Source organism: Terrabacter sp. MAHUQ-38 (assembly GCF_014518425.1).
GTDB lineage: Bacteria > Actinomycetota > Actinomycetes > Actinomycetales > Dermatophilaceae > Terrabacter.
Map to the genome: position 1 here is coordinate 1,012,950 of NZ_JACVCU010000001.1, position 19,271 is coordinate 1,032,220.

Below are 19,271 nucleotides of genomic sequence, written 5' to 3' on the forward strand. Positions count from 1 at the left end.
CCACGTTTCGCGCGCTCATGATCCGAGCGCGCGATGTGGACGTCGAGCGCGCGACATCTCACGCGCCTGGAGCCTGTTTCGCGCGCTCCACGGATGAGCGCGCGAAACGGGGAAGCCGGCGGGGGTGGGGCAGGCAGGCCCCGGGCGGGGGTGGGGGAGGCGTCGAGCGGGGTCAGGCCTCGGCGGTCTCGGGGGAGGACTTCTTCGAGGCGGCAGCGCGGGCGGGCGCGGTCTTGGCCGCCTTCCTCGCCGCGCGCGCGGCCTTCTTCGCGGTCGGCGACGCCTTCGTCGTGCGCTTCCCCTCGACGTAGCCCTCGGGGTCCTTGTCACGCGGCGTGATGCCGTCGGCCCACCGCAGGGCTTCGTAGCGCAGGAACTGCAGCGCGATCTCGTGGCGCAGCTCGAGGCTCGCGCGCTGGCGGAAGTCGGCGAGGTCCTGCCGCTCCTCCTCGCCCATGTGGTCGCTGTTGTGCACGTTCGCGTCGACGACGGCCGTCCACCAGGCGTCCGACCCGGTCCGGCAGCGACCCACCCTGCGCACCGCCTTGCGGATGTCGTTGTGGTCCTTGACGGCGTCCTCGACCTCCTCGTCGACCGACTCGGCGTCGGCGCCGCCCGTCCCGAGCCGCAGCAGCTCGGGGTAGAAGTAGCGCTCCTCGGCCTCGGCGTGGACCTCGAGGAGGATCTCGAGCCGCTTCCAGATCGCAGCCAGCCCCTCGTCGTCGTCGCGCGGCCACTCCTCGAGCATCGCGAACATCCGTCGCTGCTCGTCGTGCTGGCGAAGGATGACGTCGGTGATGTCCACGGGTGCCTCTCTGTCGTCGGGCTCGGTCCTGTCCCACTCTGCCCGACCCGGACCCGTGCGACCCGAGCGGACGCGCAGCCACGGGCTTCGCCGTTTCGCGTATCAGGCGCGCCGGGTGGTGCCACCGTTGTTCGGGACAGTTCACCAACAGGGCTGATGAACGGTGGGTCTGATGACGAGCAACGATCTGGTCGTGGTGCTTCCCGGCATCACCGGGAGCACCCTCGGCGTCAGGGGTCAGGACGGGTCACCCCCGAGCGCCAACCTCATCTGGGCGCCGAGCGCCGGTGCGATCTGGAAGCTGCTGACCGGCGGCCGGTCGATCCTCAAGAAGGTGCTGCCCGAGGGGATCGGCGACGAGCACCCCGGCGACGGCGTGGAGCCGGTCGCGCTCATGCCGGACGTGCATGCGCTGCCGGGGATCTGGACGCCGATCCGCGGCTACGACGTGCTCGTCGACGCCCTGGAGAAGCAGGGCTACACGCGCGGCGACGGCGCCAAGCCGGCCACCCTCATCACGTACGCCTACGACTGGCGCCTGTCGAACCGCTACAACGGGCAGCGCCTCAAGACCGTCGTCGAGCCGGCGCTCGAGCGGCTGCGCGCACAGGGCGGCGAGTACGCGGACGCCAAGCTGGTCTTCGTCTGCCACTCCATGGGTGGGCTGGTCGCCCGCTGGTACATCGAGAAGTGCGGCGGCGCCGAGGTGACCCGCAAGCTCATCACGCTCGGCACCCCGTGGCGGGGCGCGACCGACGCCCTCGAGCAGCTGGTCAACGGCGTCAAGAAGGGCATCGGTCCGCTCTCCATCGACCTGACGGAGTTCTCACGCAGCATGCCGTCGCTCTTCCAGCTGCTCCCGGAGTACGCGTGCATCGGCACGTCGAACGGGTGGGCCAAGACGACGGAGGTGTCGGTCCCCAACGTCAGCACCGCGATGGTGGCGGACGCGATGGCCTTCCACACCGACCTCCAGGCCGCCGAGTCGGCGCGGGCGGCGAGCCGGACGATGTCGCACATGGTCGTCGGCATCCGGCAGCCGAGCCAGACGACCGTGACGTTGCAGGGCGGACGGGCGGTGACCTCGCAGACGTTCGGCCCGGACAACGACTACGGCGACGGCACCGTCTCGCTGACCGGTGCGGTCGGTCTCGGCGAGAGCCTCGACACCAACCTCGCCGTGCGGGTGCCCGAGCAGCACACGAACCTGCAGTGCAACCAGTTCGTCCTCGACCAGGTGCAGGAGATCCTCACCGCGCAGCCGATCCGGCGCCGCGACATCAGGGACACCAACGTCCGCGCCGTGGTGCCCGACCTGATCACGACAGGGCAGGCCCTCAAGGTGAGCTTCGACCTCGAGTCCGACAACGCCGACGCCGACCCGCCGCGCAAGGCCGTCACCGTGACGGTGCGCAGCGCCAAGGGCAAGGTCCTCGCCAAGGCCGAGCCGGCGCTGCGCCGCGGGCACGGCGTCGCCACCTTCGCCGACCTCCCGGCCGGCACGCACTCGGTCGTCGTCGCGGGCACCGAGAGGTCCTCGACCGTGCGACCCGTCACCTCGACGACGGTCGTCTGGCCGAAGCCGACACGCTGAGCGCTGACCGGACACTGCACGGAAGGGAGTACGACATGGCCGAGGAACTGTCGAAGGCGCTCCAAGCCATCCGCGACATCGACATCGACGTGCCCGACGTCTGGCAGGAGCGGGGCCTCGAGGGCGTCGGCGACGAGGCCCCCGAGCTCGACGCGACGAAGCCGCAGGCTGCGGTGGTCGACTCCGACGTCGTCGCATTCCCCGAGGGCGTGTCGGCGCAGGTGCGCAATGCCGTCAGCGACTGGATGTTGTTCGCCCAGCGGGCCGCGACCAAGAAGCACCCGAAGGGCACGGACTCCGCGCAGTGGGCGGACGAGTACCTCGACGTGATGCTCGCGACGGGCTGGAGCCTGCGCGAGAGCGCGTCCGCGTGGTCGGAGGAGAGCGTGTCCGGCTCGGTCGTGCACCAGAAGATCCTCGACGTCATCGCCGTCGTGCTCGGGCCGGTGCCGGCAGCGCTCGCGATCGTGACGGCCGCGCTGAGCTCGCTGCAGGCCATGAACGAGGACTCGAAGTGGATCACGCTGTTCGACCGACGCGGCAAGAGCGCGACGAGCGTCGGCTTCTCCGTCGCGAACGTCGAGGCGGAGAGCGACGGCGCCGCGGCCCTGCGGTCGGTCGACTTCCGCATCGAGGCCAGCAAGACCCTGACGCAGGTGCTCTTCTTCAAGTTCACCCACCAGGAGGCCAGCATGTTCAGGCGGGGCGTCGTGCTGGCCATCTCGGCGAGGAACCTCGAGAGGCTGGGACCGAAGATCGCCGAGCGGGTCGCCGAGATGGCCGAGGACTCGATCGCCGGCTACGACCTCTGACCGTGGTTGTCTGGAAGGGACCGAGAGCCCGACCAGAGGAGAAGCCCATGAGTGACCCGTCCCGCACCGCCCCGACCGCACCGAGCCCAGCGACGGCCCCCACCGTGACCTGGGACTGTGTCGCCCTCGACTGCGCCGACGCTGCGGGCGTCGCCCAGTTCTACGCCGACCTGCTCGGCGGCACCGTCGAGGCCGACCCCGACGGCGACTGGTTCAACGTCGTCTGGGACGGCCCGCGCATCGCGACCCAGCTCGCGCAGAACCACCGATCACCCGACTGGCCGCGCGGGCAGCAGCAGGCACACATCGACTTCGTCGTCGCGGACATCGCCGCCGCGCACGAGCGGGTGCTCGCACTCGGCGGCACGGCGCTCGACCCGATGGAGCCGCCGCAGCCGAAGCCGGACCGGGGCTTTCGTGTCTACGCCGACCCTGCCGGCCACCCGTTCTGCCTCTGCCGCCCGACGAAGGACGCCTGGGACTGAGCGCCCGCGCCCCATCACCGCAGCCCGACACCCGCGCCGGCGTCAGGCTACGACGAGGCCGATCTGCTCGGCGAGCGCGGCCTCGACCGCAGCGTCGTCGGCGAGCTCCAGCTCCTCCCGCCGGCCGTGCGTCTTCGTGATGAGCCGCTGCCCGCTCACGGTGACCCGGCCGGTCGGCGTGAGCCGCGACGCCACGCGCTGCCGCGTGAAGTGGCTCTCGGGCGAGGTCTGCTGCCACTCGTTGCGCGGCTCGAAGTCGGCGAGCGGGTGCGGTTCGGTGGTGAAGACGAACTGGTCGTGCCAGTCGCCGCCCCCGGTCCGCTCGCGGTAGTGCCAGGCGTCACCCCGGCGCACGAGTCCCACGTCCTTGCCGCGCTCGTCACGCTCGAAGCCGTCGCGCAGCGGCAGCGGTTCGATGAACGCGTCACCGAACCCGACATCTGCGAGCACCGGCTCGGCCAGGTCGGGGGAGGTGACCACGAGGGCGACGTGGTCGAACTCCGGGGTCAGCCCGCCGCCCGGGAGCGACACGCGCGCGGAGACGAGGTCGACGGCATACCCGAGGCTGCGCAGCAGCAGTGCGAAGAGACCGTTGAGCTCGTAGCAGTAGCCGCCGCGTCGCGCGTCGACGACCTTGCGCAGCAAGGACGCCCGGTCCAGTCGGATCGGGCGACCGAGCGGGATGTCGAGGTTCTCGAAGGGCACGGTCATGAGGTGCGCTCGGTGCAGCGACACGAGCGCACCGAGCGTCGGCGCCTCGGGCGCAGCGACGCCGAGGCGGGCGAGGTAGGCCGTGGCCTCGGCGTCGGTCAGGGCGTCAGTGGTCGTCGGGGCGTTCACGCGACCATGCTGCGACCTCACGCCCACTTGAGGTCAAGCCTTCCCGGGGACAGGCAGCGGCAGCGTCACGCCGACCATCGTCACGCCACGGCCGTCCCACTCGTATGCCGTCTGCTCGAGCAGGTGCCCGGCCGCGGTCCGCAGGCGTGCTGGGTCGAGGGTCGCCTCGTCCAGCGGCCCGCGCTCGACGACGACGGTGCCGTCGTCGTAGCGCACCTGCACCTCGAGGCGGTGCGGCAGCCGGACAGGCCCGTCGAGACCGGTCACGCGGGTCGCGGCCCGGCCGACGCACTCGTCCAGGACGGCGACGACCTTGGACCGCGTGCGGGTCGAGGCCATCGACCGGCTCGCGCTCACCGACCTCCGTGGTCCGGGCAGGCGGATCGTCGCGTCGTCGGTGCCGGCCGCGATCGACACGAGCCTGCGGGCCATGGCCGTCGTCACGACCTTCTTGAGGTCGTCCTCGGTGAGTCCGTGCAGGTCCGAGACGACGAACAGGCCCGCGGCGTGGAGCTTCTCGTAGCTCGTCGGGCCGACGCCCCACAGCTCGTCGAGGCGCAGCCGTGGTCGCACGCGCGCCTCGAGCTCGGCATCGACGACGACGACCCCGTCGGGCTTGGCGCGCCGGCTCGCGAGCTTGGCCATGAGCTTGGTGCTTCCCGCGCCGACCGAGACGGGCAGCCCGACCTCGGCCCGGGCCGCGGCGCGCAGCGCTGTCGCCATGCCGCCGACGTCGCCGCGGTCGCGGCCGGTGACGTCGAGGAAGGCCTCCTCCATCGAGCCCGGCTCGACGAGGGGAGTGAAGCGGTGGAAGAGCTCGAAGAGCCGCGCGGACGCCTCCTCGTAGGCCTCGCCGCGGTAGCCGGTGACGAGCATGTCGGGCCAGCGGCGCTGGACCTGGCGAAGCGGCATACCGGCATGGATGCCCAGCGCACGGGCCTCGTAGGACGGGCACGCGACGACCTCGTGCGCGACGACCATCGGCCGCCCGCGCAGCCGAGGGTCGTCGCGCTGCTCGACCGAGGCGAAGAACGCGTCGGCGTCGGCGTGCAGGATCACCCCACCACTGTGGCGCGTCGCGCCGACAGCGGGACCGGATCCCGTCAGGCGGTCGCGGTGCGGCGGCGCACGAGCGCGTCGATGCTGAAGCGGCCCGGCCCGGTGACGGCGAGGACGAGGCTCGCGACGCCGAGTGCGCCGACGAGCTCCCAGCCACCGTCGGTGACGAAGACGGGCGAGCCGCGGTGGACGATGAGGTAGGCGCCCAGCATGTTGAGAGCCAGCAGGATCCCGGCGAGCGGCGTGAGCAGGCCTGCCACGAGCAGGACGCCGCCGGCGAGCTCGATGACGGCCGCGACGACGGCGCTGATGTCGGGGGCGGGTGCGCCCATGCCGGCGAAGGCCTGTTGGGTCACGGCGATGCCGTTCTGGCCGATCTTCTGCCAGCCGTGGGCGATGAAGACGACGCCGATGACGAGGCGGGCGACGGCGAGGGCGAGGTCGGTGGCGCGGGGGTGGAGGGAGGAGAGGGGGCGCATGACGTCCTTCGTTGAAATGTGAATTGGACGTCAAGCGTACAAAACGGACGAAACGGGCGCCTGCCGAGAGGCGTCGCCGAGATGACGGTCGGGTGTCGGTGCCGACCCGCAGGATGGCGCCATGAGTGGTGAGCGCGTCCTCGTCTTCGAGGACCACTTCGACGCACCCGACCTCGACGCCGGCAGCTGGGTGCCCCACTACCTACCGGCCTGGAGCTCGCGCGCCCGGACTGCCGCGTCCTATGAGGTACGCGACTCGTGCCTGCACCTGCGCGTGCCGGTCGACCATCCCGTCTGGTGCGAGGGCGAGCACACGCCACCGATCCGGGTCTCGGGCATCCAGTCGGCCAGCTGGTCCGGACCCGTCGGCAGCCCGCAGGGGCAGCAGCGCTTCCGCGAGGGCCAGACCGTCCGCGAGGAGCAGCCCGAGCACCTGGGGTGGACGCCCGACCACGGCTGGGTCGAGCTGCGCGCCCGTGCGGTCGTCACGCCCCGCTCGATGGTCGCGCTGTGGATGGTCGGGCTCGAGCACGTGCCCGAGCAGTCGGCCGAGATCTGCGTCGTGGAGATGTTCGGTGACGCGGTCGAGCCCGGCGTCTCGACGGCCGTCGGCATGGGGCTGCACCCGTTCCGCGACCCCGCGGTGGCCGAGGACTTCGCGGCGCCTCGCCTGCCGATCGACCTCACCGGATGGCACACGTATGCCGTTCGCTGGGACGTCGAGCGCGCCGACTTCCACGTCGACGGGCAGCTCGTCCGCTCCTGCGCGCGACCGCCGGCCTACCCCCTCCAGCTCATGCTCGCCGTCTTCGACTTCCCCGACAAGTCCGACGGTCACGACGCCGAGGCCGTGCCCGAGCTCGTCGTCGACTGGGTGCGCGGCTACGAGTAACCGTCAGCAGGCCGCTGGTAGCCGTCAGTAGCCGGCGTGGTCGAGGGCCTCGGTCGTCAGCTGGCGGCCGAGCTCGATCATCTCCGCGGCGCGGTGGAAGTCGAGGGTGCGCACGGCGTTGGACGGGACGGTGACGAGGACGTCGGGCGGGTTGCTCGCCATCCGGTAGCGCGAGATGAGGGCGCTCATCGTCTCGAACGACATGTTGAGGAGGTCGACGAGACCCAGGTCCGACTGCCGCATGACGAGGGCCTCGGACGGGGTCTGGGGGACCTCGGCGACGGCCGGGGCCGGCAGCGGTGCGTCGCCGTCGAGGTCGCGCGCGTGCCCACCGAAGCGGCTCGTGAGGGCCCGCACCCGCTCCGACTCGAGCACCTCGGCCGCGCTGCGCCGAAGCCGGGTGGTCCACTCCTCGCGCGGGACCGGCTCCGACGACTCCTTGACCGGGGTCGTCTGGCCGCCCGAGGTGCGCATGCCCGAGAGCGACACCGCCACCGTCAGGTCGGCGGACGCGGCCGCCGTCGGCTCGATGGGGATCGGGTTGATGAGGCCGCCGTCGACGAGGACGCGGCCGTTGATGACGGCGGGCGTGATGACGCCGGGGATCGCGATGGACGCGCGGATCGCGTGCTCGACCGGTCCACGCTGGAACCACACCTCGCGTCGTGCGTTGATGTCCGTCGCGACCGCCGTGTAGGGGATCGGGAGGCTCTCGATCGTCGCGCCGTCGAGGATCTCGCCGACCTTGGTGATGATCCGCTCGGCCCTGATCGCGCCGCCGGGCGAGACGATGTTGAGGTCGAGCAGGCGCCACACCTCGCGCTGGGTCAGGCTGCGCGCCCACTCGGTGTACTCGGCGAGCTTGCCCGCTGCTGCGACACCTCCGACCAGCGCGCCCATCGACGTGCCCGCCAGCGACACGACCTCGAAGCCTCGCTCGGCCAGGACCTCCAGGGCCCCGATGTGCGCGTAGCCGCGGGCGCCCCCCGATCCGAGGACGACCGCCGCACGCATCCCGTCTGCCACGCCTCAGACGATACGACTGCCGTCCGTCAGTCGCGGAGGTAGTCGATGTCGAAGGCCTCGAGCCGGGCGGCGTCGGCGACGAGATGGATGCCGACGACGTGTCCTTCGCGCACCGTGAACCGGAACGCGACCTTCGGCGCCCCGTGCAGCATCCACACCGCGCCGATCCCGCCGTCGAAGGCCGCCAGGCGCGCCGCCTGGGCCGAGCCGCTGAAACGTTCGGCCACCGCGAGCTGCCCCTCGAGCACGGCCGGAGAGCCCATGGCGATGGCAGCCTCGTCGGACGTCATGACGACGTCGGGGTCGAGCAGCCGGAGCAGAGCGGCGAAGTCCCCGCCGCGCGCGGCGCTGAGGAAGGCCGAGACGACGGCGCGCGGCCGTGCGCCACCCGCCTCTCCGACCCCTCCCCCGGCCCCGACTTCCGGGCCTGCCGCGCGGACGCGACGGCGGGCGCGGCTCGCGAGCTGGCGCGTGGCGGCCGGGGACCGGTCGATGATGTCCGCGATCTGCTCGAACGGCATACCGAAGAGGTCATGGAGCACGAAGGCGAGCCGCTCGGCGGGGCCGAGCGTGTCGAGGACGACGAGAAGGGCCATCCCGACGCTGTCGGCGAGCTCGACCTCGAGAGCCGGGTCGGCGGTCGGGACGGGTCGCTGCGTCGGCGCTGTGCGTGGGTCGCCGCCGGCGACGAGCCCGGCGAGCTCGGTGTCCCAGCTGTCCTCGCGTCGCGACGAGCGCGCCTGGAGCATGTCGAGGCTGATCCGGCCCACCACCGTCGTGAGCCAGCCCCCGAGGTTGGCGATGTCGCCCGGGTCGCTGCGGCTCAGGCGCAGCCAGGCCTCCTGCACGGCGTCGTCCGCGTCCGCCGCTGAGCCGAGCACGCGGTGGGCGACCGCCCGCAGCCGCGGCCGGTGCGCCTCGAAGTCGCGGGCCAGCCAGTGCTCCCCGCTCGTGTCGTCCACCTCGTCGGGCACCTGGTCGTCCATCGTTGTCACATCCTCGGCTCGTGGTCCGTCATAGCACTGACGAGCCGGTGGCACCCGATGTGACACCGCACCGCCACCACCAAGCGCACCACCGCACAAGGAGAGAGATCATGTCCGCCGTGAACACCCTCATCTACCCCGTCGCCGACCTCGAGGCCGCCAAGAGGGTCTTCACGACCCTGCTGGGCGCGCCGCCGCACACCGACGAGCCGTACTACGTCGGCTACAACGTCGACGGCCAGGAGATCGCGCTCGACCCGAACGGCCACCGCAAGGGGCTCACCGGCGCCACGCCGTACTGGTCCGTCGACGACCTCGAGGCCAGGATCGCCTCCCTCGTCGAGGCCGGGTCGACCGTGACCCAGAAGCCCACGGAGGTCGGCGGCGGGCGCACCGTGGCCGTCCTGGCGGACGCCGACGGCAACATGATCGGCCTGATGCAGGGATGACGACGACCGAGGACGAATGCCGTCCGGCCGGGTCGGTGGCCCCGCCGCGGGCCACGGCCGAGCGCGTCCGCGACACGCAGGGGCTGCTGTCCCGGGAGGTCGACTGCTGGGTCGCCACGGCGGACCCCGTGACCGGCGCCCCGCACCTCGTGCCGCTCTCGTTCGTCTGGGACGGGTCCTCCATCCTGCTCGCGACCGGGGAGCGGAGCATCGCGGGGCGGGGGCTCGCGTCAGGGACCGGCGTGCGGATCGGGCTGGGCGCGACCCGCGACGTCGTCATGGTCGACGGCTCGGTCGAGGTCATCCCGACCGGTGAGCTCGACCCCGCCGAGGCGGACCGCTTCGCCGAGCGAACGGGTTTCGACCCCCGCCAGACGGGGTCCACATACCTCTTCTTCCGGGTCGTCCCGACCCGCATCCAGGCCTGGCGCGAGGAGAACGAGCTGCGGGGCCGCGACGTCCTCGTGGCGGGCCGGTGGGTCCACGCGGAGGACTGACGCCCCAGGGCGGAACAGATTCTCCCGCAACGGCTTTCGGCGCATCCAGGGCCTGAGCGCGCGGGTCGGACGAACGCGCCGCACGGCATACGCCATGGGCCCCCGGAGGGGCCGCGAGCGAGGGGTCGGGAGGGTGTCGACGACGCCCTCCCGACCCCTCGCGCGACGTCTCGCCCACCGGCGGGTCTTGCGCTCTGCGCCGAGACGTGTGCAGGATGGAAAGGCGGATGTAAGCGCTTACAGCACCCGGTGGCCCGGGTGACCAGGCGCGACGCCGCGACGCATCACTCAACGACGAGACGCGAGAGGTGGGATCCGTGGCGGCGGCAGGCGAGCAGGACGGCAGGCCCACGACGACCCCCTCGGCGGCACCGGCCGCCAGTGCCAACGGCACGACCATCTACTCGGTCGCCGAGCTCGCCGGTGTCTCCATCGCCACCGTGTCGCGGGTGCTGCAGGGCGCCGGCACGGTCTCGTCGAAGACGACCGAGAAGGTCCTCGCCGCCGTCGACGAGCTCAACTACGTCCCGCTCGGCGCGGCACGCAGCCTCGCCGTCCGGCAGCACGAGGCCCACGGCCTCGTCCTGCCCGAGCTCTCCGGTCCGTACTACTCCGAGCTGCTCATGGGCTTCGAGTCGCGCGCGGCCGACCTCGGCCAGAGCGTCACCCTCATGCTCACCGACGGCAAGGCCGACCTCGCCCGCGCCGTGCGCCAGCTCGCGACACGCGTCGACGGCATCGCCGTGTTCGGGTCGGCCGCGATGCCGCCGCCCGTCGCCCGCGCCCTGCACGGCCAGAAGCCCGTCGTCATGATCACCGGCGAGCCGCAGGACGGCGTCGAGTCCGTCGGTGCCGAGAACGCGCACAGCGCCGAGGAGCTCACCGAGCACGTCCTCGCCCATGGCCGCACCCGGCTCGTCTTCGTCGGTGACCCCGACATCGCGCCCGACATCCACGAACGCCACGCCGGTTTCGTCGCCGCCCACCGGGCCCGCCGGGTCCAGCCCGCCGAGCCCGTGCGCGTCCCGTTCCGCGAGGGAGAGGGCGAGGCCGTCGCCGAACGCATCCTCGCCGGTGAGATCGAGGCGGACGCGGTCGTGTGCGCCAACGACGAGCTCGCGCTCTCGATCATGAGCCGCCTGCAGGATGCCGGTCGCGAGGTCCCCGGCGACGTCGCGGTCGTCGGCTGGGACGACGTCATGGCTTCACGCTACGTGCGTCCGGGTATGACCACTGTGCGTCAGCCGGTCCGGGAGCTCGGGGTTCTCGCGGCCGACCGTCTTCACCACCGGGTCCAGGGCGGTGAGCCCCTCGCCGAGAGGCAGGTCCTCCCGACCCAGGTGATCATCCGCGGCTCGTGCGGTTGCCCGAGCCCGCGAAGCACCCCACCCCCGACCGAGCGGCGCACCCGATGACCCGCAGCACGTGACGGCAGGGCCGTCGCCCAGAGCTCGCTCCCACCCGCAGCTCACCGAGCAGCACCGCTGCTCAACCGCACGAAGCGAAACGACAACGTCTCGACGAACACCCGAGAAAGCGAGAGACCGATGAGACGCACCACAGCCATCACCGTCGCGTGCATGACGGCCGCGGCCCTGACCGTGACCGCCTGCGGTCGTGGCCCCGAGGGCGGCGGCGGGACCGCCGGCCAGACCGGCGCCGCGGTCGACACCGGCAAGGCCACCGGAGAGATCACCGTCTGGGCGATGGGCGCCGAGGGGGACAACCTGCCCAAGCTGACGGCGGACTTCGAGTCCGCGAACCCCGGCGTCAAGGTCAAGGTGACCGCCATCCCGTGGGATGCCGCGCACGACAAGTTCACGACCGCCATCACGGCTGGCAAGACGCCCGACGTGGCCATGGTCGGCACGACCTGGATGGGTGAGTTCGCCAGCAGCGACGCCATCGACCCGACCCCCGCCCAGATCGACAAGTCCGCCTTCTTCGAGGGCGCGCAGAAGACCACCGAGGTGAACGGCACGTCCTACGGCATCCCGTGGTACGTCGAGACCCGCGTCCTCTTCTACCGCACCGACCTCGCCAAGAAGGCCGGCTTCGACACCGCACCCACAGACTGGCAGGGCCTCAAGGACATGGCCAAGGCCATGCAGACCAAGGCCGGCGCCAAGTGGGGCATCGGCCTGCAGGCCGGCGGTGAGGGCTCGTGGCAGACCCTCATGCCGTTCGCCTGGTCCGACGGCGCCGACCTCACGAAGGACGGCGGCAAGGCGTACAACTTCGACAGTCCGCAGATCCTCAAGGCGGCGAAGTACTACCAGTCGTTCTTCACCGACGGCATCTCCAACAAGGCTGCCCCCGCCACCCCGACGACCGAGCCCGACTTCGCCAAGGGCACCGTGCCGATGTTCATCTCCGGCCCGTGGATGATGTCGGCGGTCGAGAAGGTCGGCGGGCCCGGCTTCAAGGACAAGTACGACGTCGCGCCGATCCCCGCCGGTACGACCGGCTCGTCGTCCTTCGTCGGCGGCTCGAACTTCGTCGTCTTCAAGAACACGAAGAACCGCGACACGGCCTGGAAGTTCGTGCAGTGGCTCGCCGACCCCAAGGTCCAGGCGAAGTGGTACACCATCTCGACCGACCTGCCCTCGGTCAAGAGCGCCTGGCAGGACCCGGCCCTCGCGTCCGACAAGAAGCTCGCCGTCTTCGGCAAGCAGCTCGAGACCGCCAAGGCACCGCCGTCGTTCCCGACGTGGGAGCAGGCGGTCAAGGCTCTCGACACCGAGATGGAGAAGGTGACGAAGACCGGAGCCGACCCGGCGGCGGCCCTCAAGGCGGCGCAGCAGCAGGCCGACTCCATCGGGACGGGTCAGTGATCCCATGACCGCCCAGCCCGGCACGAGCGGGTCCACCGGACCCGTGACGCCACCTGCGGCGACGCCTCCGGGGCGGCCTGACGACAGGTCGCCCCGCGGGGCCGACACCGGAGGGTCCCGCAGGCCGGCCGGCTCGTCCGCCCTGCGGGAGGGGCGGGCGGCATGGATCCTCGCGATCCCCTTCTGCCTGCTCTTCCTCGCGTTCACCGCCTGGCCCGTGGTCCAGTCGCTCTTCATGAGCATCACGGACACGAGGTCCCGTGACCTGCGAAAGCCCTTCTCCGTCAACATCATCGGCCTCGACAACTTCACGAAGGCGTTGTCCGACCCGCTCTTCCGGAAGGCCGCCGCCAACACCGCCTACTTCGTCCTCGTCGGGATGCCGTTGACCCTGGTCATGGCGCTCGCCGCGGCCGTCGCGCTGGACAAGGGGATCACCCGCTTCCGCGCGGCCTTCCGGCTCGGCTTCTACCTGCCGGTCATCACCTCGATCGTCGCCGTCGCCGTCGTGTGGCGCTTCCTCCTGCAGGACCCCGGTGGTCTCATCAACACGGCGCTCGGATGGGTCGGCATCACCGGCCCCAACTGGCTCGGTGACCCCAAGTGGTCGATGCCGTCGATGATCCTCATGGCGGCCTGGCGCAACTTCGGCACGGCGATGATCATCTTCCTCGCCGGGCTGCAGGCCGTGCCCGCCGAGCTGCACGAGGCGGCCGCCATCGACGGCGCCGGCGCGTGGAAGCGGTTCCGCTACGTCACGATGCCCCTGCTGCGTCCGACGCTGCTGTTCGTCATGGTCACGACCGCCATCGGCTATCTCCAGTTCTTCGAGGAGCCGTTCGTCATGACGAAGGGCGGGCCCCTCAACAGCACGATCTCGCTGTCCTACTACACGTACCAGCAGTTCGGCTTCGGCAACTACGCGCTGGCGTCGGCGATGAGCTACCTGATCTTCGTGGTCATCGCCGTCGTCACGGCCATCCAGTTCCGGCTGCTGCGAGAGAGGACCTGATCATGGCCGTCGACACCGCATCACGGCCGTCCGGTTCCGCGCCTGCTCGCGCCCGGACGAGGAAGCCGCGCTCCGGCATGGTCGGGTCGAGCCAGGCCGGCCGCTGGTGGCTCTACGCCATCCTCGTCGTGGCGTTCATCGCCGTCGTCGCACCGTTCGTCTGGATGGTCCTCGGCAGCTTCAAGAGCGAGGGCGAGCTGCGGCAGGTGCCGCCGACGTGGCTGCCCGAGAGCGCCTCGCTCGACAACTACACGCAGCTGTTCGACAAGCTGAGCTTCGGCCAGTTCTTCACCAACTCGATCATCGTCGCGGTCGTCGTGACGGCCGGCAACCTGGTCTTCTGCTCGATGCTCGGGTACGCCCTGGCCATGCTCGACTTCAAGGGCAAGAAGCTCATCTTCACCGCCGTCATGACGACGCTCATGATCCCCGGCGTCGTGACGTTCGTGCCGCTCTTCGTGCTCGTCGCGAACGCCGGCCTCATCGACACGCTGCCCGGCCTGTTCCTGCCCTTCCTCGTCAGCCCGTTCGGCGTCTTCCTCATGCGCCAGTTCATCCTCGGCCTGCCGAAGGACCTGCTCGACGCAGGCCGCGTGGACGGAGCGGGGGAGCTGCGGATCTTCTGGCGGATCATCCTGCCGCTCTGCGGTCCCGCTCTCGCGACGCTCGGCATCCTGACCTTCCTCGGCAGCTGGAACAACTTCCTGTGGCCGCTCGTCGTGGCCCAGTCCGAGGACAGGTACACCCTCCCGGTGGCCCTCGCCCTCTACTCGACCGGCCAGAACAGCACGAACTACGGGCTGCTCCTCGCCGGCGCCACCGTCGTCATCGTCCCGATCCTCGTCGTCTTCCTCGTCTTCCAGAAGCGCTTCATCGAGGGCATCGCGACCACCGGCCTCAAGTAACACGAAACGGAGCACAGCCCATGTCCGACCCGTCCAAGACCCTGCACACGCCGAGCCGCCGCGCCCTCCTCGTCGGCGGTGCGGCGTCCGTCGCCGCGTTCGCCCTCGCCCCGCCCGCGTCCGCATCGGCCACGCGGCAGGCCCCTGCCTTCGTCCGCGCACCATCGGCCCTGGCACTCGACAGTGCGCGCGTACGTACGTGGGCGGCCGACACCTGGCACAGCCTCGTCGCCATGACCGACCCGAGCACCGGCCTGCCGGCCGACAACATCCCCGAGTCACTGGCGGCCGGTGACCGATCGTCGTTCACGTCGCCGACGAACATCGGCGGCTACCTGTGGTCGACCGTCGTCGCCCGGGAGCTCGGACTCATCACCAAGGACGAGGCTACGGCGCGCCTGGTCCGCACGCTCAAGACGATCTACCGGATGCAGCACCACGGGCCGAGCGGGCTCTACTACAACTGGTACGACGAGGCGACGGGAGACGTGATCACGACCTGGCCCACGTCGGGGGCCCGGGTCTACCCGTTCGTCTCCAGCGTCGACAACGGCTGGCTGGGAGCCGCCCTGCTCGTCGTCAAGAGCTCCGACCGGGCAGCGGCCGTATGGGCCGACCGGATCTTCAGCCGGATGCGGTGGGACATGTTCTACGACACGAACGTCGGCCTCAAGCCGGGCCTGATCCACGGCGGCTTCTACGACGCCCCGCCGCCGCCCGGGTTCAGCGGCTTCACCGGCAACCACATCGGCATCGGCCCGGACGTCTGGTACACCAACCACCACTACGACACGACGGTGTCGGAGACCCGCATCACCAGCTACCTCGGCATCATCACCGGCCAGATCCCGGGCGCGCAGTACTACGCGATGTGGCGCACCTTCCCCGCTACGTGCGACTGGAGCTGGCAGGAGATGCAGCCTGTCGGCGTCAACCGCACCTACCTCGGCGTCCAGGTCTACGAGGGTGCTTACACGTACCGCGGCATGCACATCGTGCCCGGCTGGGGCGGCTCGATGTTCGAGGAGCTCATGCCCGACGTCTTCGTGCCCGAGGCCGAATGGGCGCCGAACAGCTGGGGCCGCAACCACCCGCTCCACGTGCGCGCGCAGCGTGAGCACGGTCTGATCGAGGCCGGCTACGGCTACTGGGGCTTCTCACCGTCGAGCGACCCCACGCGTCCGCCGGACGGCTACCGGGAGTACGGGGTCGACGCTCTGGGCCTCGGGCCGGGCAACGAGTCGGGCAACCCGGGCAACGGTTACTTCTCCGACGTGGAGATGACCAACTTCGATGTCGGCTTCGGCGACTGCAGGGCTGCCACGAACCCGAACCCCACCTACGGTGAGGGGGTGGTCACCCCACACGCCTCCTTCCTGGCGATGATGCACGAGCCGGACGCGGCGTTCACGAACCTCGCGAAGATCGAGACAGTGCTCGGCGCCTACGGCCAAGGCGGCTTCTTCGACGCCGTCGCCGTGAAGACGGGACGGATCGCGCGCCGCTACCTCTCCCTCGACCAGGCCATGGTCATGGGCGCGATCGGCAACGTCCTGGGCAACGACGTGGTCAGGCGCGCGTTCAGCACTCCGGCCGTCGAGGCCAGGCTTCGGCCGGTCATCGGCATCGAGGAGTTCGGGGCCAGCCCCGTCGCCTGACCGCCCATCCCCTTGCACCCTCCTACGAAAGGCTGCGTCCCGTGCGCCGCGAGCTGAGCACGAGCGAGGACGGGGTCGCCTACCGCGACCTCAACGGCAACGGTCGGATGGACCCCTACGAGGACCCACGTCTGCCGGTCGAGGGCCGCGTCGAGGACCTGCTCGGCCGCCTCTCCCTCGAGGAGAAGGTCGGCCTGATGTTCCAGACCGTCATCGAGGCCGGCACCGACGGCACGGTCCTCGAGCACCCCGGCAACATCAGCAAGTCCCCGACGAGCACCGTCGTCCTCGACAAGCACCTCAGCCACTTCAACGTCCACGCCCTCGACGACCCGCGGATGGCGGCGCGGTGGAGCAACGCGCTGCAGGAGCTCGCCGAGCGCACGCCACACGGCATACCCGTGACGGTGTCGACCGACCCGCGGCACGCGTTCATCGAGAACGTCGGCGTCTCCTTCTCGGCCGGCGCGTTCTCGCAGTGGCCGGAGCCGCTCGGCCTCGCGGCGCTGCGCGATGCCGAGGCGGTCCGCCGGTTCGCCGACGTCGCCCGCCAGGAGTACGTCGCGGTCGGCATCCGGGCGGCGCTGCACCCGACGCTCGACCTGGCGACCGAGCCGCGGTGGGCCCGCCAGGCGGGCACGTTCGGCCAGGACCCCGACCTCGTGACCGAGCTCGGTGTCGCCTATCTCCAAGGCTTCCAAGGGGACTCGCTCGGGCCGGGGAGTGTCGCGTGCACGAGCAAGCACTTCCCGGGGGGCGGCCCCCAGAAGGACGGAGAGGACGCCCACTTCCCCTACGGTCGCGAGCAGGTCTACCCGGGTGGGCGGTTCGAGGACCACCTCAAGCCGTTCCCGCCGATCATCGAGGCCGGCACCGCCGCGATCATGCCGTACTACGGGATGCCGGTCGACCTCGTCGTCGACGGTGTGGAGATCGAGCCGGTCGGCTTCGGCTACAACAAGCAGGTCGTCACCGGGCTGCTGCGCGAGAGGCTCGGCTACGACGGCGTCGTCGTCACCGACTGGGAGCTCGTCAACGACAACCACGTCGGCGACCAGGTGCTCCCGGCGCGCGCGTGGGGGGTCGAGCACCTCGGCCCGCACGGGCGGATGGAGCTCATCCTCGAGGCCGGGGCCGACCAGTTCGGCGGTGAGGAGTGCGTCGAGATCCTCCTGGACCTCGTGGGCCAGGGCCGGGTCACCGAGGCGCGCGTCGACGAGTCGGCGCGTCGGCTCCTCACCGTCAAGTTCCGGCTCGGCCTCTTCGACGACCCGTACGTCGACGAGGACGCCGCTGCCGAGACCGTTGGGAGACAAGACTTCCGGGCCGAGGGGTATGCCGCGCAGGCGCGGTCGGTGACCATCCTGCACAACGAGGATGGCCGGCTCCCCCTTGGGCAGGGCCTGCGCATCTACGCCGAGCGCGTCTCACCCGACGCGGTGGCGAGGCACGGCACGCTCGTCGAGCGGCCCGAGCACGCGGACGTCGCGATCGTGCGGCTCACCGCGCCGTTCGACCCTCGGTCCGATCTGTTCCTCGAGTCGTGGTTCCACCAGGGATCTCTCGACTTCCCGCCGGGACTGGTCGCGCGGCTGCAGCGGATCGCCGCCGCCTGCCCGCTCGTCGTCGACGTCGTGCTCGACCGGCCGGCGGTGCTCACGCCCCTGCTGCCCTTCGCGTCGGCCGTCGTCGGCAGCTACGGCAGCAGCGACGGTGCGCTGCTCGACGCGATCACCGGGACGGTGGCCCCCGTCGGACGGCTCCCGTTCGACCTGCCGCGCTCGATGGAGCAGGTGCGCGCGCACGGCGAGGACGTGCCGGGCTACGACGACCCGCTCTTCGCGTTCGGCCACGGGCTCACCATCTGAACGTGACCATGTGACCAGGTGACTGGTCAGCCGGTGTAGCCCTCGACGGTGCGCTCCGAGCGGACCTCCGCCTCGTCGGGGTCCAGCCCGACCTCGCGCTTGGCCCGGCGCTGGCGCAGGAGGTCCCAGCACTGGTCGAGCTCGACCTCGAGGCTCTTGAGCCGGGTGTGCTCCTCGTCGACCGTGATCGACCCGCTCTGCAGGGCCGAGCGCAGCTCGTGCTCCTCGTCGATGAGCGACTTGATGTGGTGCTGGATCGAGACGTCGTCAGCCATGCCGTCACCTTCGCACGCGCCTCTCGCCGCCGTCGAGGCCTAGCCTGTGGACGGTGACCACCTTCGCACTCCTGCCCGGTGCCGGCGGCGCCGCGGCCTGGTACTGGCACCGCGTCGTGCCGCTGCTCGAGTCGGCGGGCCACGAGGCGCTCGCGATCGACCTGCCGGCCGACGACCCGGGAGCCGGGCTCCCGGAGTATGCCGCTCTCGTCGCGTCCGCGCTCGAGGGCCGTGACGACGTCGTGCTCGTCGCGCAGTCGATGGGCGGGTTCACGGCGCCGTTGGTGGCCGCCCGCCGTCCGGTCCGGGCGATCGTGCTGCTCAACGCCATGGTCCCGCTGCCCGGCGAGACGGCCGGCGCCTGGTGGGACGCCGTCGGACAGGAGGACGCGCGGGTGTCCGCCGCCCAGGCCGGTGGGTACCCCGCCGAGTTCGACCTCGACACGTACTTCCTCCACGACCTCGACCCTGCCGCCGCGGCCTCCGGTGCCAAGCACCAGCGGCCCGAGGTCGACCGGGCTTTCGAGACGCCGTGCGCGTTCGACCAGTGGGCCGTCCCGGTGCACGTGGCGGCCGGCGCGGACGACCGCTTCTTCCCGCTCGACCTCCAGTGCCGGGTCGCGCGCGAGCGGCTCGGTGTCGACGTCGACGTCGTCCCCGGCGGGCACCTCGCCGCGCTCTCGCACCCGGCTGAGCTGACGGCATACCTGCTCACCGTGGAGGGCGAACGAGGGTCCTGACGGGGGCTGCGGCGGCGTACACGGCGACGGCCGGGTAGCCGCCTGCCAGGGGCTA

20 protein-coding genes are annotated in these 19,271 nt (G+C 71.2%); 13 read left to right on the forward strand and 7 right to left on the reverse strand.

The features are described from left to right. Positions 1-172: 172 nt before the first annotated feature. On the reverse strand, positions 173-805 hold the full coding sequence (locus H9I49_RS04730) for a hemerythrin domain-containing protein (RefSeq protein WP_188029132.1): 633 nt from the start codon (positions 803-805) through the stop codon (positions 173-175). 172 nt (positions 806-977) lie between these two features. Between H9I49_RS04730 and H9I49_RS04735 the strand changes: the two genes are divergently transcribed. From H9I49_RS04735 to H9I49_RS04745, 3 genes are read left to right on the forward strand one after another with little or no spacing between them, the layout of a single operon-like run. Then, a complete protein-coding gene (locus H9I49_RS04735; RefSeq protein WP_188029133.1) occupies positions 978-2,399 on the forward strand; it encodes a triacylglycerol lipase in 1,422 nt (473 codons plus the stop codon). A gap of 35 nt (positions 2,400-2,434) precedes the next feature. Further along, positions 2,435-3,211 carry a hypothetical protein gene (locus H9I49_RS04740; RefSeq protein ID WP_188029134.1) on the forward strand — a complete coding sequence of 259 codons (777 nt, stop codon included), beginning with the start codon at positions 2,435-2,437 and terminating at the stop codon, positions 3,209-3,211. Positions 3,212-3,258: 47 nt separating this feature from the next. Further along, positions 3,259-3,696, forward strand: a complete 438-nt coding sequence (locus H9I49_RS04745) for a VOC family protein (protein WP_188029135.1) — start codon at positions 3,259-3,261, stop codon at positions 3,694-3,696. A gap of 42 nt (positions 3,697-3,738) precedes the next feature. Here H9I49_RS04745 and H9I49_RS04750 read toward each other — a convergent pair whose 3' ends face one another. Genes H9I49_RS04750 through H9I49_RS04760 form a run of 3 tightly spaced genes read right to left on the reverse strand, consistent with a single transcriptional unit; the run spans position 3,739 to position 6,074 of the window. After that, entirely contained in the window at positions 3,739-4,536 is a 798-nt protein-coding gene (locus H9I49_RS04750; protein WP_188029136.1) for an arylamine N-acetyltransferase, read from the reverse strand. A gap of 33 nt (positions 4,537-4,569) precedes the next feature. Next, on the reverse strand, positions 4,570-5,595 hold the full coding sequence (locus tag H9I49_RS04755) for a DNA polymerase IV (RefSeq protein WP_188029137.1): 1,026 nt from the start codon (positions 5,593-5,595) through the stop codon (positions 4,570-4,572). A gap of 44 nt (positions 5,596-5,639) precedes the next feature. Beyond that, positions 5,640-6,074: a DoxX family protein gene (locus tag H9I49_RS04760; protein WP_188029138.1), complete on the reverse strand. Its 435-nt coding sequence runs from the start codon at positions 6,072-6,074 to the stop codon at positions 5,640-5,642. A gap of 121 nt (positions 6,075-6,195) precedes the next feature. On the opposite strand from H9I49_RS04760, the gene H9I49_RS04765 reads away from it, so the two are divergent. Next, complete coding sequence (locus H9I49_RS04765; protein ID WP_188029139.1) at positions 6,196-6,966, forward strand: glycoside hydrolase family 16 protein; 771 nt, start codon at positions 6,196-6,198, stop codon at positions 6,964-6,966. A 24-nt stretch (positions 6,967-6,990) separates the two neighbouring features. On the opposite strand, the gene H9I49_RS04770 is transcribed toward H9I49_RS04765, so the two are convergent. Continuing rightward, a complete protein-coding gene (locus H9I49_RS04770) occupies positions 6,991-7,992 on the reverse strand; it encodes a patatin-like phospholipase family protein (RefSeq protein WP_370587428.1) in 1,002 nt (333 codons plus the stop codon). A gap of 26 nt (positions 7,993-8,018) precedes the next feature. Then, on the reverse strand, positions 8,019-8,978 hold the full coding sequence (locus H9I49_RS04775; protein WP_188029140.1) for a sigma-70 family RNA polymerase sigma factor: 960 nt from the start codon (positions 8,976-8,978) through the stop codon (positions 8,019-8,021). Positions 8,979-9,088: 110 nt separating this feature from the next. Here H9I49_RS04775 and H9I49_RS04780 point away from each other — a divergent pair, with 110 nt between their 5' ends. From H9I49_RS04780 to H9I49_RS04815, 8 genes are all read left to right on the forward strand, one after another. After that, on the forward strand, positions 9,089-9,427 hold the full coding sequence (locus H9I49_RS04780) for a VOC family protein (RefSeq protein ID WP_188029141.1): 339 nt from the start codon (positions 9,089-9,091) through the stop codon (positions 9,425-9,427). Next, the gene (locus H9I49_RS04785; protein ID WP_188029142.1) at positions 9,424-9,924 is read left to right on the forward strand and encodes a pyridoxamine 5'-phosphate oxidase family protein; all 501 of its coding nucleotides are present in this window, start codon (positions 9,424-9,426) and stop codon (positions 9,922-9,924) included. The genes H9I49_RS04780 and H9I49_RS04785 overlap by 4 nt, the downstream gene beginning before the upstream one ends. A 317-nt stretch (positions 9,925-10,241) precedes the next feature. Beyond that, the gene (locus tag H9I49_RS04790) at positions 10,242-11,339 is read left to right on the forward strand and encodes a LacI family DNA-binding transcriptional regulator (RefSeq protein ID WP_188029143.1); all 1,098 of its coding nucleotides are present in this window, start codon (positions 10,242-10,244) and stop codon (positions 11,337-11,339) included. Positions 11,340-11,471: 132 nt separating this feature from the next. Further along, positions 11,472-12,758 (forward strand): sugar ABC transporter substrate-binding protein, encoded by a 1,287-nt coding sequence (locus tag H9I49_RS04795; protein WP_188029144.1) that lies wholly within the window; start codon positions 11,472-11,474, stop codon positions 12,756-12,758. Positions 12,759-12,762: 4 nt separating this feature from the next. Then, on the forward strand, positions 12,763-13,770 hold the full coding sequence (locus H9I49_RS04800; RefSeq protein ID WP_188029145.1) for a carbohydrate ABC transporter permease: 1,008 nt from the start codon (positions 12,763-12,765) through the stop codon (positions 13,768-13,770). A gap of 2 nt (positions 13,771-13,772) precedes the next feature. Further along, positions 13,773-14,675, forward strand: a complete 903-nt coding sequence (locus tag H9I49_RS04805) for a carbohydrate ABC transporter permease (protein WP_188029146.1) — start codon at positions 13,773-13,775, stop codon at positions 14,673-14,675. A gap of 20 nt (positions 14,676-14,695) precedes the next feature. Then, a complete protein-coding gene (locus tag H9I49_RS04810; RefSeq protein WP_188029147.1) occupies positions 14,696-16,333 on the forward strand; it encodes a glucoamylase family protein in 1,638 nt (545 codons plus the stop codon). Between the two features lie 41 nt (positions 16,334-16,374). Beyond that, complete coding sequence (locus tag H9I49_RS04815) at positions 16,375-18,201, forward strand: glycoside hydrolase family 3 N-terminal domain-containing protein (protein ID WP_188029148.1); 1,827 nt, start codon at positions 16,375-16,377, stop codon at positions 18,199-18,201. A 26-nt stretch (positions 18,202-18,227) separates the two neighbouring features. Here the strand turns inward: H9I49_RS04815 and H9I49_RS04820 are convergent, their stop codons facing one another. Further along, positions 18,228-18,476: a DUF2630 family protein gene (locus H9I49_RS04820; protein WP_188029149.1), complete on the reverse strand. Its 249-nt coding sequence runs from the start codon at positions 18,474-18,476 to the stop codon at positions 18,228-18,230. A 53-nt stretch (positions 18,477-18,529) separates the two neighbouring features. Here H9I49_RS04820 and H9I49_RS04825 point away from each other — a divergent pair, with 53 nt between their 5' ends. Then, a complete protein-coding gene (locus H9I49_RS04825; RefSeq protein ID WP_188029150.1) occupies positions 18,530-19,216 on the forward strand; it encodes an alpha/beta fold hydrolase in 687 nt (228 codons plus the stop codon). Positions 19,217-19,271 lie beyond the last annotated feature (55 nt).

Excerpts from the sequence above, each read along its gene's own strand:
- H9I49_RS04735 (WP_188029133.1), top strand. The coding sequence starts at position 978 with ATGACGAGCAACGATCTGGTCGTGGTGCTTCCCGGCATCACCGGGAGC.
- H9I49_RS04740 (WP_188029134.1), top strand. The coding sequence starts at position 2,435 with ATGGCCGAGGAACTGTCGAAGGCGCTCCAAGCCATCCGCGACATCGAC.
- H9I49_RS04745 (WP_188029135.1), top strand. The coding sequence starts at position 3,259 with ATGAGTGACCCGTCCCGCACCGCCCCGACCGCACCGAGCCCAGCGACG.
- H9I49_RS04760 (WP_188029138.1), bottom strand. The coding sequence starts at position 6,074 with ATGCGCCCCCTCTCCTCCCTCCACCCCCGCGCCACCGACCTCGCCCTC.
- H9I49_RS04765 (WP_188029139.1), top strand. The coding sequence starts at position 6,196 with ATGAGTGGTGAGCGCGTCCTCGTCTTCGAGGACCACTTCGACGCACCC.
- H9I49_RS04775 (WP_188029140.1), bottom strand. The coding sequence starts at position 8,978 with ATGGACGACCAGGTGCCCGACGAGGTGGACGACACGAGCGGGGAGCAC.
- H9I49_RS04780 (WP_188029141.1), top strand. The coding sequence starts at position 9,089 with ATGTCCGCCGTGAACACCCTCATCTACCCCGTCGCCGACCTCGAGGCC.
- H9I49_RS04785 (WP_188029142.1), top strand. The coding sequence starts at position 9,424 with ATGACGACGACCGAGGACGAATGCCGTCCGGCCGGGTCGGTGGCCCCG.
- H9I49_RS04795 (WP_188029144.1), top strand. The coding sequence starts at position 11,472 with ATGAGACGCACCACAGCCATCACCGTCGCGTGCATGACGGCCGCGGCC.
- H9I49_RS04800 (WP_188029145.1), top strand. The coding sequence starts at position 12,763 with ATGACCGCCCAGCCCGGCACGAGCGGGTCCACCGGACCCGTGACGCCA.
- H9I49_RS04805 (WP_188029146.1), top strand. The coding sequence starts at position 13,773 with ATGGCCGTCGACACCGCATCACGGCCGTCCGGTTCCGCGCCTGCTCGC.
- H9I49_RS04810 (WP_188029147.1), top strand. The coding sequence starts at position 14,696 with ATGTCCGACCCGTCCAAGACCCTGCACACGCCGAGCCGCCGCGCCCTC.
- H9I49_RS04820 (WP_188029149.1), bottom strand. The coding sequence starts at position 18,476 with ATGGCTGACGACGTCTCGATCCAGCACCACATCAAGTCGCTCATCGAC.